This window comes from Caulobacter zeae (assembly GCF_002858925.1).
Taxonomy (GTDB): domain Bacteria; phylum Pseudomonadota; class Alphaproteobacteria; order Caulobacterales; family Caulobacteraceae; genus Caulobacter; species Caulobacter zeae.
In genome coordinates this window covers 139,434-159,763 of record NZ_PJRS01000049.1, presented here as the reverse complement: position 1 = coordinate 159,763, position 20,330 = coordinate 139,434, and the positions used below count along the sequence as shown (strand labels likewise).

Below are 20,330 nucleotides of genomic sequence, written 5' to 3'. Positions count from 1 at the left end.
TGCGACCATTCCCCCGTTCGGCGCGTTCAGGGCCGGGGATTGGGAGAGCGATGCGATGAACGCGGCGAGGATGACGGCCCTGCTGGGCCTGGCGACGATGATGAGCGGCTGTGTCAGCCTTTCGCGCAGCGCCGCGGTCGACGACCTGCCGGCCGACTGGCGGAGCCAGGCCAGGATTTCCGAAGTGCGGCTGACACGCGGCGACCTGAAGGTCACCGACGGCTTCGACGCGCTGTTCAAGCAGCGGGTGCAGGCCAAGCTCGACGGTTGCGCCAAGGGCCAGCGGCCGTTGCGGCTGGAGGTGAAGCTCGATCGCTTCGACAAGGCCAATCCGGCCATGACCGCCTTGGTCGGCGGAGCCAACGTACTGCGCAGCCAGGCCCGTCTGGTCGACGTGCGCACCGGCAGGACCGTCGGCGACTACGCCATCGGCAAGACGATCGTCGGCTCGCGCCTGGCGGTCATCAAGATGGGCGAGGCCGAGGAGCAGCTCAGCGACGCCTTCGGCGAGGAGCTGTGCGCCCAGGCCTTTCCGGCGACCGTCGCGACCCGATAGCATCAGATATATCTAAATAGCTCTTGACGCCGAGCGATTTCGATATATCTATCATTTCGATATAACGAAACTGCATCGAAAGAGCACACATGTTTGGACGACATCATCACCATCACCACGGCCGCCACGGCGGTCACCACAGCCGCCATCCGTTCGGCTTCGACGGCCGCGAACACGGCGGCATGGGCGGACGGGGCTTCGGCCGCGGCGGCCCGCGCGGCCGCTTCTTCGACCACGGCGACCTGCGCCTGGTCGTGCTGAAGCTGATCGCCGACAAGCCCAGCCATGGCTACGAACTGATCAAGGCGGTCGAGACCGCGGCCGGCGGCGCCTACAGCCCCAGCCCGGGCGTGATCTATCCGACCCTGACCCTGCTGGAAGAGCTCGGCTACGTGGCCGCGACAGACGCCGGCGGCGGCAAGAAGCTCTATACGATCACCGACGAGGGCCAAGCCTTCCTGGAAACCAACGCCCAGCCGGTGAACGGCCTGTTCGAGCGCATGGCCGAGGCCGCCTCGCGCAGCGCCGCCTTCGCGCCGCAGATCCTGCGGGCCCGCGAGAACCTGAAGACGGCCCTGCGGTTGAAACTGCACGCCGGAAGCCTAAGCTCCGAGCAGATCGCCGCCATCGCCAAGGCTTTGGACGACGCCGCAACGCAGATCGAAGCTGTCTGAACCGGGCCGGAACAGAGGAGCACATCTCATGCAAAGCCACGCTCGCCTCGTCACCGACAAGGCCGCCCGCTACATGACCCAGTTGGCCAAGCACTGGGGCCACAAGTTCGAGGTCGAACTGACCGAGACGACGGCCGCCTTCCCGCTGCCGCTGGGCCCGTGCCGGATGACCGCCGACGCCGAAGGCCTGGACATGACCGTCGAGGCCGAGGACTTCGAGGCCCTGGCCAAGCTGGAGCAGGTGGTCGCCGACCACATCCTGCGCTTCGCCTTCCGTGAAGGCGTCGAGAAGCTGAACTGGACCCGCGCCCGCGAGGCCGGCCACATCGACCCGCCCAAGGCGCGCGGCGGCCTGGGGCTGGGGGTCTGAGCCTTCCGCCCTCCCCATCGCCCTTGCGTGGTCCTCGTCCTTCGACAAGCTCAGGAAGAGGACCAAGGCAAGGCTCCGGACTGAGGAAAACCTCATCCTGAGCCTGTCGAAGGGCGAGGTTTCGCCCCTAGGCCGGCTCCAACCCTGACAACAGCTTGGCCAGCAACCCACTGAGCGCCTGCTGCTCGCTAGCATCCAGCGCTTCCAGCAACGCCCGCTCGTTGTCGATGTGCAGGGGCAGGATCTTGTCCAGCAGCCCCCTGCCCTCCTCCGTCAGCGCCACCAGCGTGCCGCGCCGGTCGCTGGGATGCGGGCGGCGCTCGACCAGGCCCATCTTCTCCAGGCGGTCGATCCGCGCGGTCATGCCGCCCGACGAGACCATGGCCGTCTCGTAGAGGTCGGTCGGGGTCAGGGCGTAGGGCTCCCCCGCCCGGCGCAGGGTGGCCAGGACATCGAACTCGCCGCGCTGCAGGCCGTGGGCGGCGAACAGCGGCGCAAGGCGTTCCTTGAGCACGATCTCGGCCACCTCGCAGAGGCGTCCGACCAGCTCCATCGGAAACGGATCCAGGTCCGGCCGCTCGCGCCGCCACTGGACCGAGGCCGCGCCTGCGCGGTCATGACGCTTGGCTTTCACCGCCATCGGATATATCTCGCCATCAAGATACTTTCCGACGAGATATATCGTGGTCCTCGCCTACGAAGAAGACGCCAAGGCGCGTAAAAGCGCGTCTGCCTCCACCCGTGCCGCCAAAAGCGGCGCCCTGCTCACCATCGCGGCGATCGTCGTGGCGGCCCTGAATCTGCGCCCAGCCCTGGCCGCGCTAGGCCCCGTACTCGACCAGGTGAAGGCCGCCACCGGCGCCTCCTCGGCCGCTGCGGGCCTCTTGACCACCCTGCCGATCCTGCTGATGGGCCTGGGCGCCCTGCTGGCGGCGCCGCTGCGCCGCGCCCTGGGCGAGCGCCTGGGCGTGGCCATCGGCCTCCTGGCCATCGCCATCGCCTGCGGTCTGCGGGCGATCTGGCCGACCACCGCGGGTCTGTTCGCCAGCGCCGCCATGGTGGGCGTCGGCGTCGCGGCCGTGCAGGCCCTGATGCCCGGCTTCATCAAGAGGACCACCGGCGAGGGCGCGCCGCGGATGATGGGTCTCTACACCACCGGGATCATGGCCGGCGCCGCCGTTGCCGCCGCTATGGCCACCGGCGTCACCCGCCTGGCTGGCTGGCAGACGATGTTCGGCCTGTGGGCCCTGCCCGCCGCGCTGGCCCTGGCGTTGTGGATGCGCGCGGCCAAGCGCGAGACGGCCGCGCCGGCCGGCGGCCCTGTCGCCCTGCGCCAAGCGTCGATGTGGAAGAGCCCACGCGCCTGGCTGCTGCTGACCTTCTTCGGCATCGGCACCGGGGCCTACACCCTGGTGCTGGCCTGGTTCCCACCGTTCTACGCCAGCCGGGGCCTGACCGCCGACCAGGCCGGCTACGCCCTGTCGGCCCTGACGGTCTGTGAAGTGCTGGCGGGCCTCGCCGTCTCGGCCGCCATCGCCCGCCGCCCCGACCGCCGGCCCCTGCTGGCGGCGGCCCTGGCCTCGCTGCTGGCCGGCATCGCCTGCCTGTTGCTGGCCCCATGGCTGGTGCTGCCGACCGTCTGCCTGTTGGGCGCGGGCATCGGCGCGATCTTCCCGCTGTCGCTGATCGTCACGCTGGACCACGCCAGCGACCCGGAAAGCGCCGGCGACCTGATGGCCTTCGTCCAGGGCGGCGGCTACGTCATGGCCAGCGTCATGCCGTTCTTCGCCGGCTGGGTGCGCGACGCCTCGTCCGGCCTGTCAGCCGCCTGGCTGCTGATGGCGGCCGGCGTCGTGGCGATGATGGCGATGACTGCGCGGTTCACGCCGGGCGCGCGGGTCTGAGCGCTAGAACAGCCCCAGCGACGGGCAGAGGTCGGCGATCTTGCAGACCTCGCACTTGGGCTTGCGGGCCACGCAGATGTAGCGGCCGTGCAGGATCAGCCAGTGGTGGACGCGGGTCTGGTAGGGACCTGGCACCACGCGCATCAGGTCGTCCTCGACCGCGTCGGGCGTCTTGCCGGCCGACAGCTTGAGGCGATGCGAGACGCGGAACACGTGGGTGTCGACGGCGATGGCCGGCTCGACGTCCAGCTCGTTCAGCACCACGCTGGCGGTCTTGCGCCCCACCCCCGGCAGGCTTTCCAGCGCCTCGCGGTTCAGCGGCACCTGGCCGCCGTAGCGGTCCATCAGGATATGGGCCGAGGCGATGACGTTCTTGGCCTTGGTGCGGAAAAGGCCGATCGAGGCGATGTATTTGATCAGGCCGTCCTCGCCCAGCTCCAGCATCTTTTCGGCGCTGTCGGCGACCTGGAACAGCGGGCCCGTGGCCTTGTTGACCTGCACGTCGGTGGCCTGGGCCGACAGAGCCACGGCGGTGACCAGCTCGTAGGGGTTGGAGTAGTTCAGCTCGGTCTTGGGGCGCAGTTCCAGGCTCTCGAAGCGCTCGAACAGGATGCGCACGCGTTCGCGCTCGGCGGCGGTGATCCGCTTGCCGGCGGGACGTTTCTTGACGAGGGATTTGCTGGCGGCCATCGGCGGCGACCATGCCGTGATGCGGGCCGCTCGCCAAGGCGGCGCGAGGGGCGTAGACCCTTGGCATGGCCGCCGCGCTCTACATGGACGCCGTGATCCGCCCCAACCGGTCGCTGAGCCGCGCCGGCATGGCCGCGGTGCTGGCCGTGGCCATAGCCTTCAACCTGATGGTCGCGGCGTTCCTGCTGGTGGTGGGCGCGCCGCCGGTGTTGCCCTTCCTGGGCCTGGACGTCCTGGCCCTGTGGCTGGCCCTGCGCGCCAGCAACCGGGCCCTGTCGCGCGCCGAACGGGTGAAGGTCACGGCCGAGGAAATCATCGTCAGCCGGGAGGACGACCGGGGCGCCAAGGTGGTGTGGACCTCGCCCACCGCCTTCACCCGCGTCGACCTCGACCAGCCGGGCGAGCACGAGTCGCGCGTGCGCCTCTTCATGTCGCGCCGCCGCCTGACCCTGGCCCGGGCGCTGAGCCCCGACGAGCGGGTCGCCTTCGCCCGCGCGCTGGAGCGGGCGATCAAGGCGGCGCGGGCCGAGCGCTACGCCTGAGCCGGGACAGGCGGCGCAAGAACCGGGCGGACGCCCTGCCCCGCTCGGCGTAGAGTGCGGCGATGGCTCTCGATCTCGTCCCGTCCGAACCGTCCGCGTCCGAAATCCTGGCGCGCCTGGCCGAACGCTCGGCCGACTACCACCGCATGGCCACAGCCCTGGACTGGCTGGCCCAGCGCTGGATGGAGCGGCCGTCGCTGGACGAGGCCGCCGACGCCGTGGGCCTGTCGCCGTTCCACTTCCAGCGGATCTTCACCCGCTGGGCGGGGGTCAGCCCCAAGACCTTCGTGGCCGCCATCGCCCACGCCGAGGCACGCCGCTCGCTGGAGGCCGGGGCCAGCGTGCTGGACGCGGCCTATGACGCGGGCCTGTCGGGACCCTCGCGGCTGCACGACCTGTTCATCGCTCAGGAGGCCGCCACCCCGGGCGAGGTGCGCCGGCGCGGGGCGGGCATGACCCTGCGCTGGGGCTGGGCCCCTACCCCGTTCGGCCGGGGTCTGTTCGTGCTGGCCGAGCGCGGCCTAGCGGGCCTGGCCTTCTCGGACGGCGACGACGACTTCAGCTTCGCCGACATGCACCGCCGCTGGCCGGGCGCTGACTGGGTGCGCGACGACATGGCCGCGCAGGACACCGCCCTGAAGGCGTTCGGGGCCGGCGACGGCCCCCTGCCCGTGGTGCTGATCGGCTCGCCCTACCAGGTGCAGGTGTGGAAGGCGCTGCTGCGGATCCCGGCCGGCGGGACGGCCACCTACGGCCAGGTCGCGGCCTGGGCCGGCAAGCCCAAGGCCTTCCAGGCCACCGGCGGGGCCATCGGCGCCAACCCGATCTCGCTGCTGATCCCCTGCCATCGGGCCATCGCCAAGGACGGCCGGCTCACCGGCTACCACTGGGGCCTGGCCCGCAAGGCCGCGATCCTAGGCCTGGAAGCGGTGGCGACGCGCGAGGTGGCGTGAGCCGCCTCAACCTTAAAGAACAAATAGTGAACATACGTCCGAACTCGACGTCGGAACGAGTCACTCTGGTCTGTAGCCGCGATGCGGGGTCGAGTGACGGGTGGAGCTATGGAACCGGAGGTCTTGAAGGAACTGGCGGTCGTGTTGTCGGCCGCGGCGGGCGTGCTCACCGCCCTGGCCGGCCTGGTATGGGCGTTTCGGCGGCGGCCCTAGCCTTCCGCATGCGGAAGGCGCTTCTTGCCTGAGTGTCCGGACTGCCTGAGCGGTCCGGACGGGGCCGCCGCCAAGGGCTCAGGCCGTGCCGAGGAAGTCGCGCTTGCCCAGCACGACGCCGTTCTCGCGCAGGATCGCGTAGGCGGTGGAGAGGTGGAAATAGAAGTTCGGCAGGGCCTGGCCGGTCAGGTAGTCGAGGGCGTTGTGCTCGGTGGTCTCGCCGCGACGGGTCAGGGCCACGGTGCGGTCCTCGGCGCCGTCGAAGGCGGCGGGGTCCAGGCCTTCGACATAGGCGATGGCGCGGGCCACGCGGGCCGACAGGTCGGCGAAGCTGGTCTCGGCGTCGTCCCAGGCCGGAACCTCGAGGCCGGCCAGGCGCGCGCTGGCGCCCTTGGCGAAGTCGGTGGCGATCTGCACCTGGCGGATCAGCGGGAACATGTCGGGATAGAGCCGCGCCTTGAGCAGGGCCTCGGGGTCGAGCTTGCGCTCCTCGACATGAGCGGCGGCCTTGGCCAGTACGCCCGACAGCCCCTTCAGGCCCTGGACGAAGACGGGAACGCTGACGCGGTGGGCGGTGATGGTCATGAGGGCTCCGGTGAGGCTTGGGCGCTGGATGTAGGATGGTTCGGCGGCCAGCGCAGCCCCGCGGTGTTGCGAACCTCCCCCTGTGGGGGAGGCGATCGCGCAGCGATCGGTGGGGGGAACTTCGGGCGTAGCGGCAGCTGAGAACGCCCCCCTCCGTCGCCTTTGGCGACACCTCCCCCAGAGGGGGAGGATCTTCTACGCCGCTTCAGCCCCGTCGTAGCGCGCCCTCGCCTCGCGGATGGCGCCATGGTGCTCGACCGCCCAGGCGATCAGGGCGTTCAGCGGCGTCTGCAGCGACATGCCGAGCGGCGAGAGACTGTATTCGACGCTGGGCGGCTTGGTGGGGAACACCTCGCGTTCGATCAGGCCGTCGCGCTGCAGGTCGCGCAGGGTCTGGGTCAGCATGCGCTGGGAGATGTCGGGCACTGCGCGGCGCAGGGCCCCGAACCGCTTGGGACCGATGAACAGCAGCGACAGGATTAGCGTGCTCCATTTGTCGCCCAGGTGATCGACGACGTCGCGCACCGGGCAGTCGGCGCTGGTGAAGCCCTGGCCTCGCCAGCCCTCCATGGCCTCGCACATCGCTTCGGGCGAGAGGGCTTCCGACGACAAGACGGGTGGTTCCTTCAAGGTGCCTATCTCCCGGAAAACTGCCGTCTTTACGGCGCACAATTGGTCTCACATCTACACCTGGTCTCGAAAAGAGACCAGCAAAGGACGCCTTCGATGACCGCCCAGCCCTTTCTCGCCAAGCCCTTCCTCAACGATCGCCTCCTGGTGACCGGCGCCGGAGGCCAACTGGGCCGCCGCGTGGTCGAGCTGCTGCTTGAGGCCGGCGCGCCGCACGTGATCGCCACCACGCGTGATCCCGCCAAGCTGGCCGACCTGGCCGCCAAGGGCGTGGAGGTGCGCGCCGCCGACTTCGACGACCCGGCCTCGCTGGACACCGCCTTCGCCGGCGTCGACCGCCTGCTGCTGGTCAGCACCGACGCGCTGGACAAGCCCGGCCGCCGCATCGCCCAGCACCGCGCCGCCGTGGCGGCCGCCGCCAAGGCCGGGGTGAAGCACCTGGCCTACACCTCCGGTCCCGGCGCGCGACCCCAGGCCTCGGGCATGGACGACCACTTCTGGACCGAGGCGGCGATCTTCGCCGAGGCCGCGCTCGACTGGACCATCCTGCGTCACCACCTCTATGCCGAGACGATCCTGATGGGCGCTGGCCAGGCCCTGGCCAGCGGGACCCTCTACACCGCCACCAACGGCAAGGGCCGTGCCTATGTCACCCGCGAGGACTGCGCCCGCGTCGACGTCGCCGCCCTGCTGGGCGCGGAGGGCCGCCAGGTCCTCGAGGTGACGGGTCCCGAGGCGGTCACCCAGGAGCAACTGGCCGCCCTGCTGGCGCAGGTCTCGGGCAAGCCGGTGGCCCACCAGGACATCCCGCTGGACGCCCTGCGCGCGGGCCTGGCCGGCGCGGGCCTGCCGCCGGCCTATGTGGCGCTGCTGGCCGTCTTCGACCACGACACCGCCGAGGGCCGCCACGCCCTGCTCACCGACACGGTCGAAAGCCTGACCGGCAAGGCGCCGACCTCGGTCGCGACCTTCCTGGCCGGCCAAAAGGCGGCGCTGGCCTAGAGAACAAGCGGAACGGTCTGCGGCGTCGCGGGGTTTCTAGCGGGTCCAATTCCACTCCCCCTGAAGGAGGAAGACCCATGAAAGTCAGCGACGCCATGACCAGCCAGGTCTCGGTCGCCCGTCCCGGCGACAGCATCCGCAAGGTCGCCGAAGTGATGGCCAAGATCGACAGCGGCGTGGTGCCGGTGGTCGACAACGGCAAGGTGCTGGGCCTGGTCACCGACCGCGACATCGTCCTGCGCGTGGTGGCCGAGGGCCGCAGCTTCGACAGCCCCGTCTCCGAGGTGATGAGCGACGGCGAGGTGCTGTCGGTCAGGGAAGACGACATCCTGGCGGACGCCACCGCCAAGATGGCCAACAACCAGGTCCGCCGCCTGGTGGTGCTCAACGAGAGCGGAAACCTGACCGGCATCCTGTCGCTTGGCGACGTGGCCAAGGACTACGGCGCCAAGCAGGTCGGCAAGACCCTTGAGGAGATCTCGCAGGAACCCGGCGAGGCGGCGCACTGAGTTTCCCTCTCCCAGAGGAGAGAAGGTTCGAGGAGCGCGAAAACAAAAAGGGCGGCTCCTTTCGGGGCCGCCCTTCGTCGTATCGGGTTGTCGAGCCGGTCTTAGACCAGCGACGGGTCGATGGCCTTGCAGGCTTCCATCAGGCCCTGCACCGACTCCACCGACTTGGCGAACATCGCCTTCTCAGCGTCGTTGGTTTCGAACTCGACGATCTTCTCGGCGCCGGCGGCGCCGATGACGACCGGCACGCCGACGTACAGGCCCGACAGGCCGTACTCGCCGTTCAGGAAGGTGGCGCACGGCAAGACGCGCTTCTTGTCCTTCAGGTAGCTGGTGGCCATGGCGATGGCGCTTTCAGCCGGGGCGTAGAAGGCCGAGCCGGTCTTCAGCAGGGCGACGATCTCGCCGCCGCCCTTGCGGGTGCGCTCGACGATGGCGTCCAGCTCTTCCTGGGTCAGGAAGCCGGCCTTCACGGCGTCCGGCAGCGGCAGGCCGCCGACGGTCGAGTGACGGACCATCGGGACCATGTCGTCGCCGTGGCCGCCCAGGGTCCAGGCGTGGATGTCTTCGACCGACACGCCGGTCTTTTCGGCCAGGAAGTAGGCGAAGCGAGCCGAGTCCAGGACGCCGGCCATGCCGATGACCTTTTCCTTCGGCAGGCCCGAAAACTGCTGCAGGGCCCAGACCATCGCGTCGAGCGGGTTGGTGATGCAGATGACGAAGGCGTTCGGGGCGTGGGCCTTGATGCCTTCGCCGACGGCCTTCATGACCTTCAGGTTGATGCCCAGCAGGTCGTCGCGGCTCATGCCCGGCTTGCGCGGCACGCCGGCGGTGACGATGCAGACGTCGGCGCCGGCGATGTCGGCGTAGTCGTTGGCGCCCTTCAGGGCCACGTCCTTGCCGAACACGGCCGAGGCTTCGGCGATGTCGAGCGCCTTGCCCTGCGGGGTGCCTTCGGCGATGTCGAACAGGATCACGTCGCCCAGCTCTTCGCGAGCGGCGATGTGGGCCAGGGTGCCGCCGATCATGCCGGCGCCGATAAGGGCGATCTTCGCGCGAGCCATGGGGTCTCCATCAGGCTGTGGACAGGAAATGTCGGGGCGCGGTCTACGCCCCTCGCGGCTCAGTCTCAAGCCCCCTTTCCCGTTTCGCTGCGCTGCGGCAAAACGATCACAACAAACACAAGGAGAGGCGCCGTGAGCAAGACCGATCCTCGACGCTTTTTCGAGGACTTCCGCGTCGGCCAGGTGCTGGTCCACGCCACGCCGCGCACGGTGACCGCCGGCGACGTCGCGCTGTACACGGCGCTTTACGGACCGCGGTTTTCCCTCTTCTCGTCGGACGAATTCGCCCGCGCCAGCGGCCTGGCCGCCGCCCCGGTCGACCCGCTGGTCGCCTTCCACATCGTCTTCGGCAAGACCGTGCCCGACATCAGCCTGAACGCCGTGGCCAACCTGGGCTACGCCGAAGGCCGGTTCCTGGCGCCGGTGTTCCCGGGCGACACCCTGGCGGCGACGTCGGAGGTGATCGGGGTCAAGGAGAACTCCAACGGCAAGACCGGCGTCGTCTACGTCCGCACCGCTGGGACCAACCAGCGCGGCGAGGCCGTCCTCAGCTACGTGCGCTGGGTGATGGTGCGAAAGCGCGACCCGGCCGCCGTGGTCGAGGGGCAGACGGTTCCTGACCTGGCCAAGGCGGTCTCGCCCGAGAACCTGGTCGTTCCGCCGGGCCTGGATTTTTCGGCCTACGACTGGGCGCTGGCCGGCGCGCCGCACGCCTTCGAGGACTACGCGGTCGGCGAGAAGATCGACCATGTCGACGGCATGGTGGTGGAGGAGGCCGAAGCCCAGATGGCCACGCGGCTGTGGCAGAACACCGCCAAGGTGCACTTCAACCAGTTCGAGCGGAGCAAGGACCCGTCGGGCCGGCGCCTGGTCTATGGCGGGGTGGTGATCTCGACGGCCAAGGCGCTGTCGTTCAACGGCCTGCAGAACGCCGGCCTGATCCTGGGGATCAACGGCGGCCGCCACGTGGCCCCGTTCTTCGCCGGCTCGACGGTGTTCGCCTGGAGCGAGGTGCTCGACAAGGCGGATCTGGGCTCCATCGGCGCCCTGCGGTTGCGGCTGGTTGCCACCAAGGACAGGCCGTGTACGGATTTCCCCGACAAGGACGGCGACGGGGTCTACGACCCGGCGGTGATCCTGGATTTCGACTATTGGGCGGGGGTCCCCAAGCGTGGCTGACTTTTCTCTGCACCCGGCCTTTCCGGCCAGCTCGCACGCGGTCGGCGAGCTGGAGCTTTGCCATGTGCGCCTGCACGACGACGCCCGCTATCCGTGGCTGGTGCTGATCCCCCGCGCCGACGGCCTGGTCGAGATCGAGGACCTGTCGGTCGAGGGCCGCGCGGCTCTGACCGAGGAAGCCGTCGCCGCCGGCGCGGCCGTGCGGGCCGTGGCCAGGGTGCTGGGCGTCGCCATCGACAAGCTGAACCTCGGCGCTCTGGGCAACGTCACCCCGCAGCTGCACGTCCACGTCTTGGGCCGCCGGGCCGGCGATCCGGCCTGGCCGGGACCGGTGTGGGGCCACAGCGCCGGCGCTCCCTACCCCGAGGACGTGCGCGCCGCGGCGATCGCGGCGGCGCGGGAGGCTCTGGGCCTCTAGGCCAGGATCAGCGCGACCAGAATGCGAACGGCCGCAAAGGCCAGGACCATCGCCCCCGCGCCGGCCAGGAACCACGGCCATGCCGGGGTCTTCTCGACGACCACCGCGGGCGGAACCGGGGGCTGTTCGGCGTAGCGGGCCATGGCCTTGAGCGCGCGAAGCGCCTCGTCGGCCAGTTCCCTCATCCGCGCCACCGGCGACAGTTCGCGGGCGATCCAGCGGCGGACGACGGGGTCCGACGCCGCCCACAGGTCGTGGGAGGGGTCGATGCGGCGGGCCACACCCTCGACCGTGACCATGGTCTTCTGCAGCAGGACAAGCTCGGGCCGCAGGGCCATCTCGAACAGGGCGGTGATCTCGAACAGCTGGGCCAGGAGCTTGCCCATCGACACCTGGCGGGCGTCGCGGCCGAACACGGGCTCGCCGACGGCGCGCAGGGCCTGGGCGAAGGCGTCCATGTCCTGGTGGGCGGGCACGTAACCGGCGTCGAAGTGGATCTTGGCCACGCGCACGTAGTCGCGGCTCAAGAACCCATAGAGGATCTCGGCCAGGTACTTGCGCTCGGCCAGGCCCAGGCGCCCGACGATGCCGTAGTCGACGGCGGTGATGGCGGCCGGGGCGCTGACGAACAGGTTGCCCTCGTGCAGGTCGGCGTGGAACAGGCCGTGGTCCAGGGCCTGGGCCAGGAAGCCGCGCGTGACGTTGTCGGCCAGGGCCTTGCGGTCGAGGCCTTCCTGTTCCAACGCCTTGGGATCCGATAGCGGCACGCCCGGCGCCCAGGCCAGGGTCAGCACGCGCTTGCCGACGCCGTCCCAGACCACCGCCGGAGCGCGCATGTGGGTGTCCAGCGCCATGGCCTCGCCCAGCTCGGCGCAGCCGGCGGCTTCGAAGCGCAGGTCCATTTCCAGGTCGAGCGCCCGGATCACCACCTCGACGAACTCGCGCGGGCGCAGGCGGCGGGCGGCGGGAACCAGGCGATGGGCGAGATCGGCCGCCAGGCGCAGGGTGGCGCTGTCCTCGACCACGCGGCGCTCGATACCGGGACGCAGCACCTTCACGGCCACCTTGGCGCCGTCGAGCAGGGTCGCCTCGTGGGCCTGGGCCAGCGAGGCCGCGCCCACCGGCTCGCCGAAGGTCGTGTAGAGGCTGTCGATCGGCCGGGCCAGGCTGCGCTCGACCTCGGCCCGCGCGATCGCGGTCGGGAACGGCGGCAGGCGGTCCTTCAGGTGCGACAGGTCCTCGGCGAAGGTCGCGCCGAAAATGTCGGCCCGGGTCGACAGGAATTGGCCCATCTTGATGGCGACGGGCCCCAGGCCCTCCAGGGCGCGGGCCAGGCGCTCGCCCGGCCGACCCTTGCGGGTCTTGCCGCCGGCGAACAGGCGCAGGAACCAGCCGGCCAGCCGCGCCGACGGCGGCAGCAGCGGCTCGACTTCCTTGGGAACCAGGGCGTCGGCGCGCACCAGGCGCCAACCGGCCCCCATCAGACGCAGGAACGCGGCCAAGCGGTTCACGCGGCGAAAACGCGAGCGGCGTACGCGTCGGAGGTAGTCTTCATCATGACTTGGCCTCAAAGCCCGGCCCGCGCCGCAGGTCAAGAGGCCAGGCCGCGATCACGCGCCCGCGCCTCGCCCGAGGGCCCGATGGCTCCCCTGACGCGGCGAATGGGCTATCGTTGCAGTAGTTGTTTTGTGAAGTGAGTCTGCCATGGTCCGCGCCGTTTTCCTCCATATTCCGAAGACGGCCGGCACCAGCTTGCGCGAAACGCTCTGCCGCGGCCTGGGCGAGGACGCCGTCAGCCCCGCCTTCGGGGCCTCCGAGATGACCGAAGCCGAAGCCGACGCGCTGCGACGCTATTCGGTCGTCTTCGGCCATATCAGCGTCACCGATGCGCGCCGCTTCTTTCCCGACGCCATGCTGCTCACCGCCGTGCGCGACCCGACCGAGCGTTGCCTGTCGTGGTACCGCTTCGTCCGCAGCGTGGGCGTCCCGCCCTATCCGGACGTGATGGCCGCCCTGTCGCATGACATCGACGACTTCTTCTCGCTCGACGTCGAGACCGTCTTTCGCAACATCTACAATCGCCAGGTCCGCCAGTTAGGCGACCATGTCCTGAACACCAACGTGGACATGCAGGACACGTTCGAGCGCGCCAAGGCGACGCTGGACGAATGCGTCTGGATCGGCCGGCAGGAGGCGATGCAGGAGGACTTGACCCGGTTGGCCGATGTCCTCCCCGAGATGGCGGGCGTGAACCTCTCGCGGCTCAACGTCACGGCGGGCGATCACGCCGGCCGGCCGGTCTCCGACGAGTTGCGCCGCAAGATCGCCCGCTACAACGAGTTCGACGAGGCCCTCTACGCAGACGTCGTACGCCGCTGCGGCGGCTGACGCCGCAGGGTCGCCCGCCCCTAGAGCGCCCAGCCCTGGTGCAGGGCCGCCACGCCGCCGGTGAAGTTGGTGTAGGTCGCCCGCTTGAAGCCGGCCGCCTCGATCATCGACAGGAAGGTCTTCTGGTCGGGGAAGCGGCGGATGCTCTCGACCAGGTACTGGTAGGCGTCGCGGTCCTTGGCGACCCATTCGCCGACCTGCGGGATGACCTTGAAGCTGTAGGCGTCATAGGCCTTGGCGAGGGCCTCGGTGGCCGGACGCGAGAACTCCAGGCACAGGAAGCGGCCGCCGGGCTTGAGCACCCGGCGCGCTTCGCGCAGGGCCGCGTCGATGTCGGTGACGTTGCGGATGCCGAACGAGATCACATAGGCGTCGGCATAGGCGTCGGGCAGCGGCAGGCGCTGGGCGTCGCCGACGGTCCAGGTGATCTCGGGCTCGCCGCCCTTTTCGATCCCGGCCATGATCATCTCGGCGTTGTAGTCGACGATGTTGATGGTCGCGTCGGGGCCGCCGCGGCGCTGCTGCGCGTTGCGGGCCATCTTGGCGAAGCGGCGGGCCATGTCGCCGGTGCCGCCGGCGCAGTCGATGATCACCTCGCCCGGCTGCGGGTTGAGGCGGGCTGCGACCGCGTCCTTCCAGAGCCGGTGCACGCCGCCGCTCATCAGGTCGTTCATCAGGTCGTAGTTCTTGGCCACGCGGTCGAAGACCCCGCGCACCAGCCCGGCCTTCAGCGCGGGATCAACGTCCTTGAATCCGAAAGTGGCGGAGGGCTTGCTCATGACGTCTACGGGTCGGGCTCTCTATATGATCTTCGCCTATTAGACCGCGTCTCGCGCCGCGTCATCGTTTTAAGGGGTCTTCCTTGCCCGAACTGCCCGAAGTCGAGACCGTCCGCCGCGGACTCGAGCCCGTCCTGTCCGGCGCGCGCCTCATCCGCGTGCGCGCCAACCGCCCCGACCTGCGCTTTCCCCTGCCCGACGGCTTCGTCCAGCGGCTGACCGGCGCGAGGATCCTGCGGCTGGAGCGACGGGCCAAGTACCTGCTGGCGCCGCTGGATCGTGGCGACACCCTTGTGATGCATCTGGGCATGACCGGAAGATTTGAGATAGCGGCTCCCGAGGGCCCAAATCAGGAAAGAATTGGCAGGCCCGGCGACTTCGCCCGGGAGGTCAGGCCGGACGACAAGCACGCCCACGTCGTGTTCGAGACCGAAGAGGGCGCGACCGTCACCTATTACGACCCGCGCCGGTTCGGCTTCATGGATTTGATCGCCACCGACCGCGTCGACCGCCATCCGTGGTTCGCGACCATGGGGCCAGAGCCGCTGTCGGACGCCTTCGACGCCAAGACCCTGGTCAAGGCCTTCGGCGGCCGCAAGCAAGGGCCCAAGACCCTGCTGCTGGACCAGAAGACCGTGGCGGGCCTGGGCAACATCTATGTCTGCGAGGCGCTGCACCGCTCGGGAATCTCGCCGTTCAAGCCGTCGGGCCAGATCGCCGGCAAGCGCCTGGGGCCGCTGACCGCCGCCATCAAGGACGTGCTGGCCGAGGCGGTCGAGGTCGGGGGCTCGTCGCTGAAGGACTTCGCCGCCGCCGACGGGGCGCTGGGCTATTTCCAGCACCGGTTCAGGGTCTACGACCGCGAGGGCGAGCCCTGCCCCACGCCTGGCTGCAAGGGCGTGATCGCCCGCGAGGTCCAGGCCGGGCGTTCAACCTTTTTCTGCCCCGTTTGTCAGAAATGACCCTGGCCGCGCCTTCTCCAGCTTGAGGCGCAGCTTTCCGGTTTGGCGTGATGTTCCGTTCCCTCCTCGTCGCTCTGGCCGCCCTGCTGGCGACCCCCGCCCTGGCCGCGCCGCCGGTGTGGACGGTGCGCGACGCGGATTCCGAGATCGTGCTGTTCGGCTCGATGCACGTCCTGCCCAAGGACCTCGACTGGAAGCCCCCGGCGCTGGACGCCGCCCTCGCCCAGGCCGACGACCTGTGGTTCGAGGTCCCGATGGATGCGGCCGCCGACCGGCGGATGCAGGACCTGGCCGGCGCCTACGGCCTGCTGCCGCCCGGCCAGACCCTGACCTCGCGGCTGAAGCCCCGCGCCGCCGCCCGGCTGCGCAAGCTGGCCAGCCGCCTGGACGTGCCGATGAGCGAGATCGAGCGCCTCAAGCCGTGGATGGCCGAGGTGCGGCTGACCACGGCCGCCTTCGCCCAGGACCAAGGCCTGGCCGAGGGCGGGGTCGAGCGGCGATTGCAGGCGGCCGCGCCGCCCAAGGTCGTCCGCAAGGCCTTCGAGACCCCCGACGAGCAGATGGCGCTGTTCGCCGGCGCCTCCGAGGCCGACCAGGTCCGCACTCTCGACGCCACGGTCAGGCAGCTGGAAAAGGACCCCGGCGCATATCGCCGCCTGGTGGCCGCCTGGTCGCAGGGCGATCAGAAAGCGCTCGAGCGCGCCGTGGTCGGGGGAATGCGGAAATCTTCGCCCGCCCTCTATCGTCGGTTCATCGTCGAGCGTAACGCACGGTGGATGGACGCCCTGCAAGCGCGCCTGGCCGGATCCGGCCGGACGGTGGTGGTGGTCGGCGCGGGGCACCTGCTGGGCCCTGACGGCCTTCCTGCCCGCCTGCGCGCGCTGGGCTACGATGTCGAAGGGCCGCAATAGACGGCCGAAGTGAGCATGAGGAACGAGCGCAGATGGCCTTTGAGACCCTGATCGTCGAACGCCCCACGACCGCGCCCGGCGTGGCCCTGATCCGCCTGAACCGGCCCGAGGCGCTGAACGCCCTCAACAGCGTCTTGCTGACGGAACTCGGCCAAGCCCTGGCCCAGGCGCAGGGCGACGACACGGTGGGCTGCATCGTGCTGACCGGCTCGCCCAAGGCCTTCGCCGCCGGGGCCGACATCAAGGAGATGTCGGACAAGTCCTATGCCGACATGTTCAAGGCCGACTTCTTCACGGCCCAGGCCCGGGCCATCGAGACGGTGCGGAAGCCGATCATCGCCGCGGTGTCCGGCTACGCCCTGGGCGGCGGCTGCGAGCTGGCGATGATGTGCGACTTCATCCTGGCCGCCGACACCGCCAAGTTCGGGCAGCCGGAGATCAACCTGGGCGTCGCGCCCGGCATCGGCGGCACCCAGCGCCTGACCCGCCTGGTGGGCAAGTCCAAGGCCATGGACATGATCCTGACCGGCCGGATGATGGACGCCGAGGAAGCCGAGCGTGCGGGCCTGGTCTCGCGCATCTTCCCGGCCGACCAACTGGTCGACGAGGCCGTCAAGGTCGCCGCCAAGATCGCCTCCCAGTCGCCGCTGGCCACGGCCATGAACAAGGAACTGGTCAACGCCGCCTACGAGACCACCCTGACCACGGGCGTGGCTCTGGAGCGCCGGCTGTTCCACTCGCTGTTCGCCTTCGACGACCAGAAGGAAGGGATGGCCGCCTTCGTCGAGAAGCGCAAACCTGCGTTCAAGGGGTCGTGATCCCCGGGCCGGCGAAGATTCCCATTGTGGATGGATTGACCGGTCGACGGCCTTCCCGTATATCCGCGCGCTCTTGATTTCACCTGCTTCGCGGCCGCCCGCGCGGCCGTCCGTTTGAAGGTCCTATCCATGGCCAATAATCCCGGCGCCAAGAAAGCGATCCGCAAGATCGCCCGTCGCACCGAAGTGAACACCGCTCGCCGCTCGCGCGTGCGCACCTTCCTGCGCAAGTTCGAAGACGCCATCGCCAAGGGCGACGTCGCCGTCGCCAAGGCCGCCTTCATCGAGGCGCAATCGGAGCTGATGCGCGCCGTCTCGAAGGGCGTCGTTCACCCGAACACGGGCTCGCGCAAGGTGTCGCGCCTGGCCGCCCGTCTGAAGAAGCTGGATAAGGCCGCCGCCTAAGTCCAGATCGCGAACGAACGCCGTTCGTTCAGCGAAATCAAAGACTTGTAGAAGCCGATCGAGGCAACTCGGTCGGCTTTTGCTTTGTCTATGTACTCCTTTACCTGCCCCCCGGCTCGTCGAACGAAAGTCTTCAAAACGGCTTTCCCTTGACGGGCGAGGCGGTGTCGCGAGTCAACAGAAATATCCGCGATCGGACGCAAGTTTTCCGTTTGACCGGCCCGGGCCGGTGGCTAGTTTAAAGGTCTCAGCGCTCTCCCAGTCTTTGACGACAGCGGCGGCGGCGGACACCATGCGTTCGCCGGTTAAGCCCCTGTGTGTCCACAATAATTGCGGGGGAGAGTTTCTGAGTTCGGTCGCGCGCCATGGGGGGCTTGCGGCCGGCAATCTGTAATTGTGTGTATGCAGGCGCGAGGCGGTGAACTGATGTCGATCAAGGTCGGGGCGGCCAGTCATGAATTGTCGGCGGCGTATGCCGCCGTCACGCGCGAGCCTGCCGGCATCGTGTGGAACAAAGTCTGCGTCTCCCTGAAGCGCGAGCTGGGCGACGCCGCCTTCGGTTCGTGGATCGCGCCCGCCGTGCTGCGCGAAACTCAAGGGGGCGACGTCGTCCTCGTGACTCCGACCGGCATCGCCCGCGACTGGATCCGTCGCAGCGCCTGGCGACGCATCGGCGAGCTTTGGGCCGCCGGCGACGCCGTAGGCCGCCGCCTCGACCTGAAGTCACGCCTCGAATTCGAAGCCTCGGCCGACGCCGCCTCGGCCACCACCGGCGCCGTCTATGTCGAGGCCAAGCCGCAGCCGATCGAGATCGTGCTGCCGGTCTCCAGCGACGTCCCCGCCGCCGCGGCCCCTGTCGCCGGCAAGACCTCGCCGATCCAGGGCCTGCAGGAACGCTTCACCTTCGACAGCTTCGTTCCGGGCCCCGCCAACGAATTCGCCCACGCCGTGGCGCGCCGCGTCGCCAGCTGGGCCGACGGCCACTTCAACCCGGTGCTGTTCCACGGCCCCTACGGCTTCGGCAAGACGCACCTGCTGAACGCCCTGGCCTGGGAGGCCATGCGCGCCGCCCCGAACAAGCGCGTGGTCTACCTGACCGCCGAGCGCTTCCTGTCGACCTTCGTCCGCGCGGTCATGGATCGCCAGACCACGGCCTTCAAGGACGAACTGCGCGGCGCCGACCTCTTGATCATCGACGACGTGCACTTCATCGCCGGCAAGCAGTCGAGCCAGGAAGAGCTGTTCCACACCCTGACCGCCCTCGTCGAGGACGGCCGCCGGGTGGTGTTCTCGGCCGACCGTCCGCCCTCGGCCATGACCGAGATGGACGCGCGCCTGCGCTCGCACCTGTCGGCGGGCCTGGTCTGCGGCATGGAGCCGGCCGACCGCTCGCTGCGCCTGGGCATCCTGGAGCGCAAGATCGAGGCGCTGGGCCGCGCCCAGGGCTTCGTCGGGACGGTCCGTCCGGAAGTGCTGCAATTCCTGGCCGACCGCTTCACCGACAGCGTCCGCGAGCTGGAAGGGGCGCTCAACACCCTGACCGCCCGCGCCGGCGAGCGCCTGTCGCGCCTGTCGCTGGACGAAGTCCAGGCGATCCTGCGCCCGCACCTGCGCGGCGGCGAGAAGCGGATCACCATCGACGACATCCAGAAGGCGACGTCCGAGCACTACGGCATGAAGCAGGCCGACCTGCTCAGCGAGCGCCGCAACCGCGCCATCGCCCGTCCGCGCCAGGCGGCCATGTGGCTGGCCAAGCAGTTGACCACTCGTTCACTGCCGGACATCGGTCGTCGCTTCGGCGGTCGCGACCACACCACCGTCCTGCACGCCGTGCGCCGCATCGAGGCCCTGCGCCAGGACGACGCCGTGCTCAGCCAGGACCTGGAGACCATCACCCGCAAGCTGCGCGGCTGATCAGGGCTTCCAAGTCGACCGAAGGGGCCGCTCCGCAAGGAGCGGCCCTTTTCGTTTGGGCCATTCTTTCTTCCCGTCATTCCCGCCCTTGTGGCGGGAACCTCTCTGTCGGCCGCAGGTGCGGTTGGGGCGGACTGCTCGGCAGTCCGCTTGCGCCTCACGTGGAAACGGAACGAGGGTTTCCGCCACAAGGGCGGGAATGACGGGAGCATAAGAGGCTTGGGGCTCGATCAACCCGCCCGCGCCCGCCTGAGCGTCAGGTTGATCCGCCCTCCCCCGGGCACGAGGCGCGAGGAGCCCGGCAGGATGCGGTCGACGCCGTGGAAAGCCAGGCGGGCCCGGCCCGACAATCGGCAGACGTCGCCGGACGACAGCCGCACCGACCGGGTCGGGTCCTTGCGGCTGGTTCCGCCGATGCGGAACACCGCCGTGTCGCCCAGCGAGATCGACAGCACCGGAAAGCGCGGATCGGTCTCGTCGCGGTCCTGGTGCAGGCCCATGCGGGCCTCGGCGTCGTAGAAATTGACCAGGCAGGCGTCGGGCGGAACCTCGGGATCGCCCAGGGCCGCCCAAAGATCGAACAGCGCCTGGGGCATCGCCGGCCAGGGCGCGCCGGTCCCGGGGTGACGGTCGGCATAGCGGTAGCCGACTGCGTCGCTGGTCCAGCCCAGCGGCCCCAGGCTGGTCATGGCCACGCTCATCGCCTTGCCGTAGGGCGTTGCGTAATTGGCCGGCGGCGAGATCGCCGCGGCCGCCAGCACGGTCTCGACGAGCCCGCGCTGAGCCTCCGGCGACAGCAGGCTGGGCCAGAGATCGAAGCCGGGGACGAGGCTGACGGGGGTCATCATTACGCGGAATTAATGC

At 69.5% G+C, this 20,330-nt stretch carries 24 protein-coding genes; 16 read left to right on the top strand and 8 right to left on the bottom strand.

Annotated elements, in window-relative coordinates; all coding sequences use genetic code 11:
* Positions 1–55 precede the first annotated feature (55 nt).
* From SGCZBJ_RS24095 to SGCZBJ_RS24085, 3 genes are all read left to right on the top strand, one after another.
* The gene (locus SGCZBJ_RS24095; protein WP_101720452.1) at positions 56–556 is read left to right on the top strand and encodes a hypothetical protein; all 501 of its coding nucleotides are present in this window, start codon (positions 56–58) and stop codon (positions 554–556) included.
* Between the two features lie 89 nt (positions 557–645).
* Positions 646–1,230 carry a PadR family transcriptional regulator gene (locus tag SGCZBJ_RS24090; RefSeq protein ID WP_101720451.1) on the top strand — a complete coding sequence of 195 codons (585 nt, stop codon included), beginning with the start codon at positions 646–648 and terminating at the stop codon, positions 1,228–1,230.
* Between the two features lie 28 nt (positions 1,231–1,258).
* Complete coding sequence (locus SGCZBJ_RS24085; protein WP_101720450.1) at positions 1,259–1,600, top strand: DUF2218 domain-containing protein; 342 nt, start codon at positions 1,259–1,261, stop codon at positions 1,598–1,600.
* A 127-nt stretch (positions 1,601–1,727) separates the two neighbouring features.
* On the opposite strand, the gene SGCZBJ_RS24080 is transcribed toward SGCZBJ_RS24085, so the two are convergent.
* Complete coding sequence (locus SGCZBJ_RS24080) at positions 1,728–2,240, bottom strand: MarR family winged helix-turn-helix transcriptional regulator (protein WP_240621630.1); 513 nt, start codon at positions 2,238–2,240, stop codon at positions 1,728–1,730.
* A gap of 43 nt (positions 2,241–2,283) precedes the next feature.
* On the opposite strand from SGCZBJ_RS24080, the gene SGCZBJ_RS24075 reads away from it, so the two are divergent.
* On the top strand, positions 2,284–3,504 hold the full coding sequence (locus SGCZBJ_RS24075) for an MFS transporter (RefSeq protein ID WP_240621629.1): 1,221 nt from the start codon (positions 2,284–2,286) through the stop codon (positions 3,502–3,504).
* 3 nt (positions 3,505–3,507) lie between these two features.
* On the opposite strand, the gene nth is transcribed toward SGCZBJ_RS24075, so the two are convergent.
* Positions 3,508–4,194 carry an endonuclease III gene (gene nth / locus SGCZBJ_RS24070; protein WP_101720449.1) on the bottom strand — a complete coding sequence of 229 codons (687 nt, stop codon included), beginning with the start codon at positions 4,192–4,194 and terminating at the stop codon, positions 3,508–3,510.
* A 65-nt stretch (positions 4,195–4,259) separates the two neighbouring features.
* On the opposite strand from nth, the gene SGCZBJ_RS24065 reads away from it, so the two are divergent.
* Complete coding sequence (locus SGCZBJ_RS24065) at positions 4,260–4,736, top strand: DUF2244 domain-containing protein (protein WP_101720448.1); 477 nt, start codon at positions 4,260–4,262, stop codon at positions 4,734–4,736.
* Positions 4,737–4,798: 62 nt separating this feature from the next.
* On the top strand, positions 4,799–5,689 hold the full coding sequence (locus SGCZBJ_RS24060; protein ID WP_101720447.1) for a methylated-DNA--[protein]-cysteine S-methyltransferase: 891 nt from the start codon (positions 4,799–4,801) through the stop codon (positions 5,687–5,689).
* 291 nt (positions 5,690–5,980) lie between these two features.
* Here SGCZBJ_RS24060 and SGCZBJ_RS24055 read toward each other — a convergent pair whose 3' ends face one another.
* Positions 5,981–6,487 (bottom strand): DUF1993 domain-containing protein, encoded by a 507-nt coding sequence (locus SGCZBJ_RS24055; protein WP_101720446.1) that lies wholly within the window; start codon positions 6,485–6,487, stop codon positions 5,981–5,983.
* A 195-nt stretch (positions 6,488–6,682) separates the two neighbouring features.
* Positions 6,683–7,117, bottom strand: coding sequence for a winged helix-turn-helix transcriptional regulator (locus SGCZBJ_RS24050; protein ID WP_240621628.1), 435 nt, complete (start codon positions 7,115–7,117; stop codon positions 6,683–6,685).
* A gap of 96 nt (positions 7,118–7,213) precedes the next feature.
* Here SGCZBJ_RS24050 and SGCZBJ_RS24045 point away from each other — a divergent pair, with 96 nt between their 5' ends.
* Both SGCZBJ_RS24045 and SGCZBJ_RS24040 read left to right on the top strand, forming a co-directional pair.
* Entirely contained in the window at positions 7,214–8,119 is a 906-nt protein-coding gene (locus SGCZBJ_RS24045) for an NAD(P)H-binding protein (RefSeq protein ID WP_101720445.1), read from the top strand.
* A gap of 77 nt (positions 8,120–8,196) precedes the next feature.
* On the top strand, positions 8,197–8,628 hold the full coding sequence (locus SGCZBJ_RS24040) for a CBS domain-containing protein (protein ID WP_101720444.1): 432 nt from the start codon (positions 8,197–8,199) through the stop codon (positions 8,626–8,628).
* Between the two features lie 101 nt (positions 8,629–8,729).
* On the opposite strand, the gene mdh is transcribed toward SGCZBJ_RS24040, so the two are convergent.
* Positions 8,730–9,692 carry a malate dehydrogenase gene (gene mdh / locus SGCZBJ_RS24035; protein ID WP_101720443.1) on the bottom strand — a complete coding sequence of 321 codons (963 nt, stop codon included), beginning with the start codon at positions 9,690–9,692 and terminating at the stop codon, positions 8,730–8,732.
* A 132-nt stretch (positions 9,693–9,824) separates the two neighbouring features.
* Between mdh and SGCZBJ_RS24030 the strand changes: the two genes are divergently transcribed.
* Both SGCZBJ_RS24030 and SGCZBJ_RS24025 read left to right on the top strand, forming a co-directional pair.
* Complete coding sequence (locus tag SGCZBJ_RS24030) at positions 9,825–10,871, top strand: MaoC family dehydratase (protein ID WP_101720442.1); 1,047 nt, start codon at positions 9,825–9,827, stop codon at positions 10,869–10,871.
* Complete coding sequence (locus SGCZBJ_RS24025) at positions 10,864–11,289, top strand: HIT domain-containing protein (protein WP_101720441.1); 426 nt, start codon at positions 10,864–10,866, stop codon at positions 11,287–11,289. The genes SGCZBJ_RS24030 and SGCZBJ_RS24025 overlap by 8 nt, the downstream gene beginning before the upstream one ends.
* Here the strand turns inward: SGCZBJ_RS24025 and ubiB are convergent.
* Positions 11,286–12,800, bottom strand: coding sequence for a 2-polyprenylphenol 6-hydroxylase (gene ubiB / locus SGCZBJ_RS24020; RefSeq protein ID WP_101720440.1), 1,515 nt, complete (start codon positions 12,798–12,800; stop codon positions 11,286–11,288). The genes SGCZBJ_RS24025 and ubiB overlap by 4 nt on opposite strands.
* A gap of 193 nt (positions 12,801–12,993) precedes the next feature.
* Here ubiB and SGCZBJ_RS24015 point away from each other — a divergent pair, with 193 nt between their 5' ends.
* A complete protein-coding gene (locus SGCZBJ_RS24015) occupies positions 12,994–13,677 on the top strand; it encodes a sulfotransferase family 2 domain-containing protein (RefSeq protein ID WP_101720439.1) in 684 nt (227 codons plus the stop codon).
* A gap of 20 nt (positions 13,678–13,697) precedes the next feature.
* Here SGCZBJ_RS24015 and SGCZBJ_RS24010 read toward each other — a convergent pair whose 3' ends face one another.
* The gene (locus tag SGCZBJ_RS24010; RefSeq protein WP_101720438.1) at positions 13,698–14,456 is read right to left on the bottom strand and encodes a class I SAM-dependent methyltransferase; all 759 of its coding nucleotides are present in this window, start codon (positions 14,454–14,456) and stop codon (positions 13,698–13,700) included.
* An 83-nt stretch (positions 14,457–14,539) separates the two neighbouring features.
* Here SGCZBJ_RS24010 and mutM point away from each other — a divergent pair, with 83 nt between their 5' ends.
* From mutM to dnaA, 5 genes are all read left to right on the top strand, one after another.
* Positions 14,540–15,418: a bifunctional DNA-formamidopyrimidine glycosylase/DNA-(apurinic or apyrimidinic site) lyase gene (gene mutM, locus SGCZBJ_RS24005; RefSeq protein WP_101720437.1), complete on the top strand. Its 879-nt coding sequence runs from the start codon at positions 14,540–14,542 to the stop codon at positions 15,416–15,418.
* 50 nt (positions 15,419–15,468) lie between these two features.
* Complete coding sequence (locus tag SGCZBJ_RS24000; RefSeq protein ID WP_101720436.1) at positions 15,469–16,329, top strand: TraB/GumN family protein; 861 nt, start codon at positions 15,469–15,471, stop codon at positions 16,327–16,329.
* Positions 16,330–16,361: 32 nt separating this feature from the next.
* Entirely contained in the window at positions 16,362–17,147 is a 786-nt protein-coding gene (locus SGCZBJ_RS23995; RefSeq protein WP_101720435.1) for an enoyl-CoA hydratase, read from the top strand.
* A 129-nt stretch (positions 17,148–17,276) separates the two neighbouring features.
* Complete coding sequence (rpsT, locus tag SGCZBJ_RS23990) at positions 17,277–17,552, top strand: 30S ribosomal protein S20 (RefSeq protein WP_058347097.1); 276 nt, start codon at positions 17,277–17,279, stop codon at positions 17,550–17,552.
* Between the two features lie 426 nt (positions 17,553–17,978).
* Positions 17,979–19,466, top strand: a complete 1,488-nt coding sequence (gene dnaA, locus SGCZBJ_RS23985) for a chromosomal replication initiator protein DnaA (protein WP_101720434.1) — start codon at positions 17,979–17,981, stop codon at positions 19,464–19,466.
* A 230-nt stretch (positions 19,467–19,696) separates the two neighbouring features.
* Here the strand turns inward: dnaA and SGCZBJ_RS23980 are convergent, their stop codons facing one another.
* Positions 19,697–20,314, bottom strand: a complete 618-nt coding sequence (locus SGCZBJ_RS23980) for an alpha-ketoglutarate-dependent dioxygenase AlkB (protein WP_101720433.1) — start codon at positions 20,312–20,314, stop codon at positions 19,697–19,699.
* Between the last annotated feature and the right edge of the window lie 16 nt (positions 20,315–20,330).

What these genes read in the sequence shown, in the direction of transcription:
- SGCZBJ_RS24065 (WP_101720448.1), top strand. Translation starts at nt 4,260, where the DNA reads ATGGCCGCCGCGCTCTACATGGACGCCGTGATCCGCCCCAACCGGTCG.
- SGCZBJ_RS24090 (WP_101720451.1), top strand. Translation starts at nt 646, where the DNA reads ATGTTTGGACGACATCATCACCATCACCACGGCCGCCACGGCGGTCAC.
- SGCZBJ_RS24010 (WP_101720438.1), bottom strand. Translation starts at nt 14,456, where the DNA reads ATGAGCAAGCCCTCCGCCACTTTCGGATTCAAGGACGTTGATCCCGCG.
- SGCZBJ_RS24045 (WP_101720445.1), top strand. Translation starts at nt 7,214, where the DNA reads ATGACCGCCCAGCCCTTTCTCGCCAAGCCCTTCCTCAACGATCGCCTC.
- nth (WP_101720449.1), bottom strand. Translation starts at nt 4,194, where the DNA reads ATGGCCGCCAGCAAATCCCTCGTCAAGAAACGTCCCGCCGGCAAGCGG.
- SGCZBJ_RS24060 (WP_101720447.1), top strand. Translation starts at nt 4,799, where the DNA reads ATGGCTCTCGATCTCGTCCCGTCCGAACCGTCCGCGTCCGAAATCCTG.
- SGCZBJ_RS23995 (WP_101720435.1), top strand. Translation starts at nt 16,362, where the DNA reads ATGGCCTTTGAGACCCTGATCGTCGAACGCCCCACGACCGCGCCCGGC.
- SGCZBJ_RS24085 (WP_101720450.1), top strand. Translation starts at nt 1,259, where the DNA reads ATGCAAAGCCACGCTCGCCTCGTCACCGACAAGGCCGCCCGCTACATG.
- SGCZBJ_RS24000 (WP_101720436.1), top strand. Translation starts at nt 15,469, where the DNA reads ATGTTCCGTTCCCTCCTCGTCGCTCTGGCCGCCCTGCTGGCGACCCCC.
- SGCZBJ_RS24095 (WP_101720452.1), top strand. Translation starts at nt 56, where the DNA reads ATGAACGCGGCGAGGATGACGGCCCTGCTGGGCCTGGCGACGATGATG.
- dnaA (WP_101720434.1), top strand. Translation starts at nt 17,979, where the DNA reads ATGTCGATCAAGGTCGGGGCGGCCAGTCATGAATTGTCGGCGGCGTAT.
- SGCZBJ_RS24015 (WP_101720439.1), top strand. Translation starts at nt 12,994, where the DNA reads ATGGTCCGCGCCGTTTTCCTCCATATTCCGAAGACGGCCGGCACCAGC.
- SGCZBJ_RS23980 (WP_101720433.1), bottom strand. Translation starts at nt 20,314, where the DNA reads ATGATGACCCCCGTCAGCCTCGTCCCCGGCTTCGATCTCTGGCCCAGC.
- SGCZBJ_RS24080 (WP_240621630.1), bottom strand. Translation starts at nt 2,240, where the DNA reads ATGGCGGTGAAAGCCAAGCGTCATGACCGCGCAGGCGCGGCCTCGGTC.
- SGCZBJ_RS24055 (WP_101720446.1), bottom strand. Translation starts at nt 6,487, where the DNA reads ATGACCATCACCGCCCACCGCGTCAGCGTTCCCGTCTTCGTCCAGGGC.
- SGCZBJ_RS24040 (WP_101720444.1), top strand. Translation starts at nt 8,197, where the DNA reads ATGAAAGTCAGCGACGCCATGACCAGCCAGGTCTCGGTCGCCCGTCCC.
- rpsT (WP_058347097.1), top strand. Translation starts at nt 17,277, where the DNA reads ATGGCCAATAATCCCGGCGCCAAGAAAGCGATCCGCAAGATCGCCCGT.
- mdh (WP_101720443.1), bottom strand. Translation starts at nt 9,692, where the DNA reads ATGGCTCGCGCGAAGATCGCCCTTATCGGCGCCGGCATGATCGGCGGC.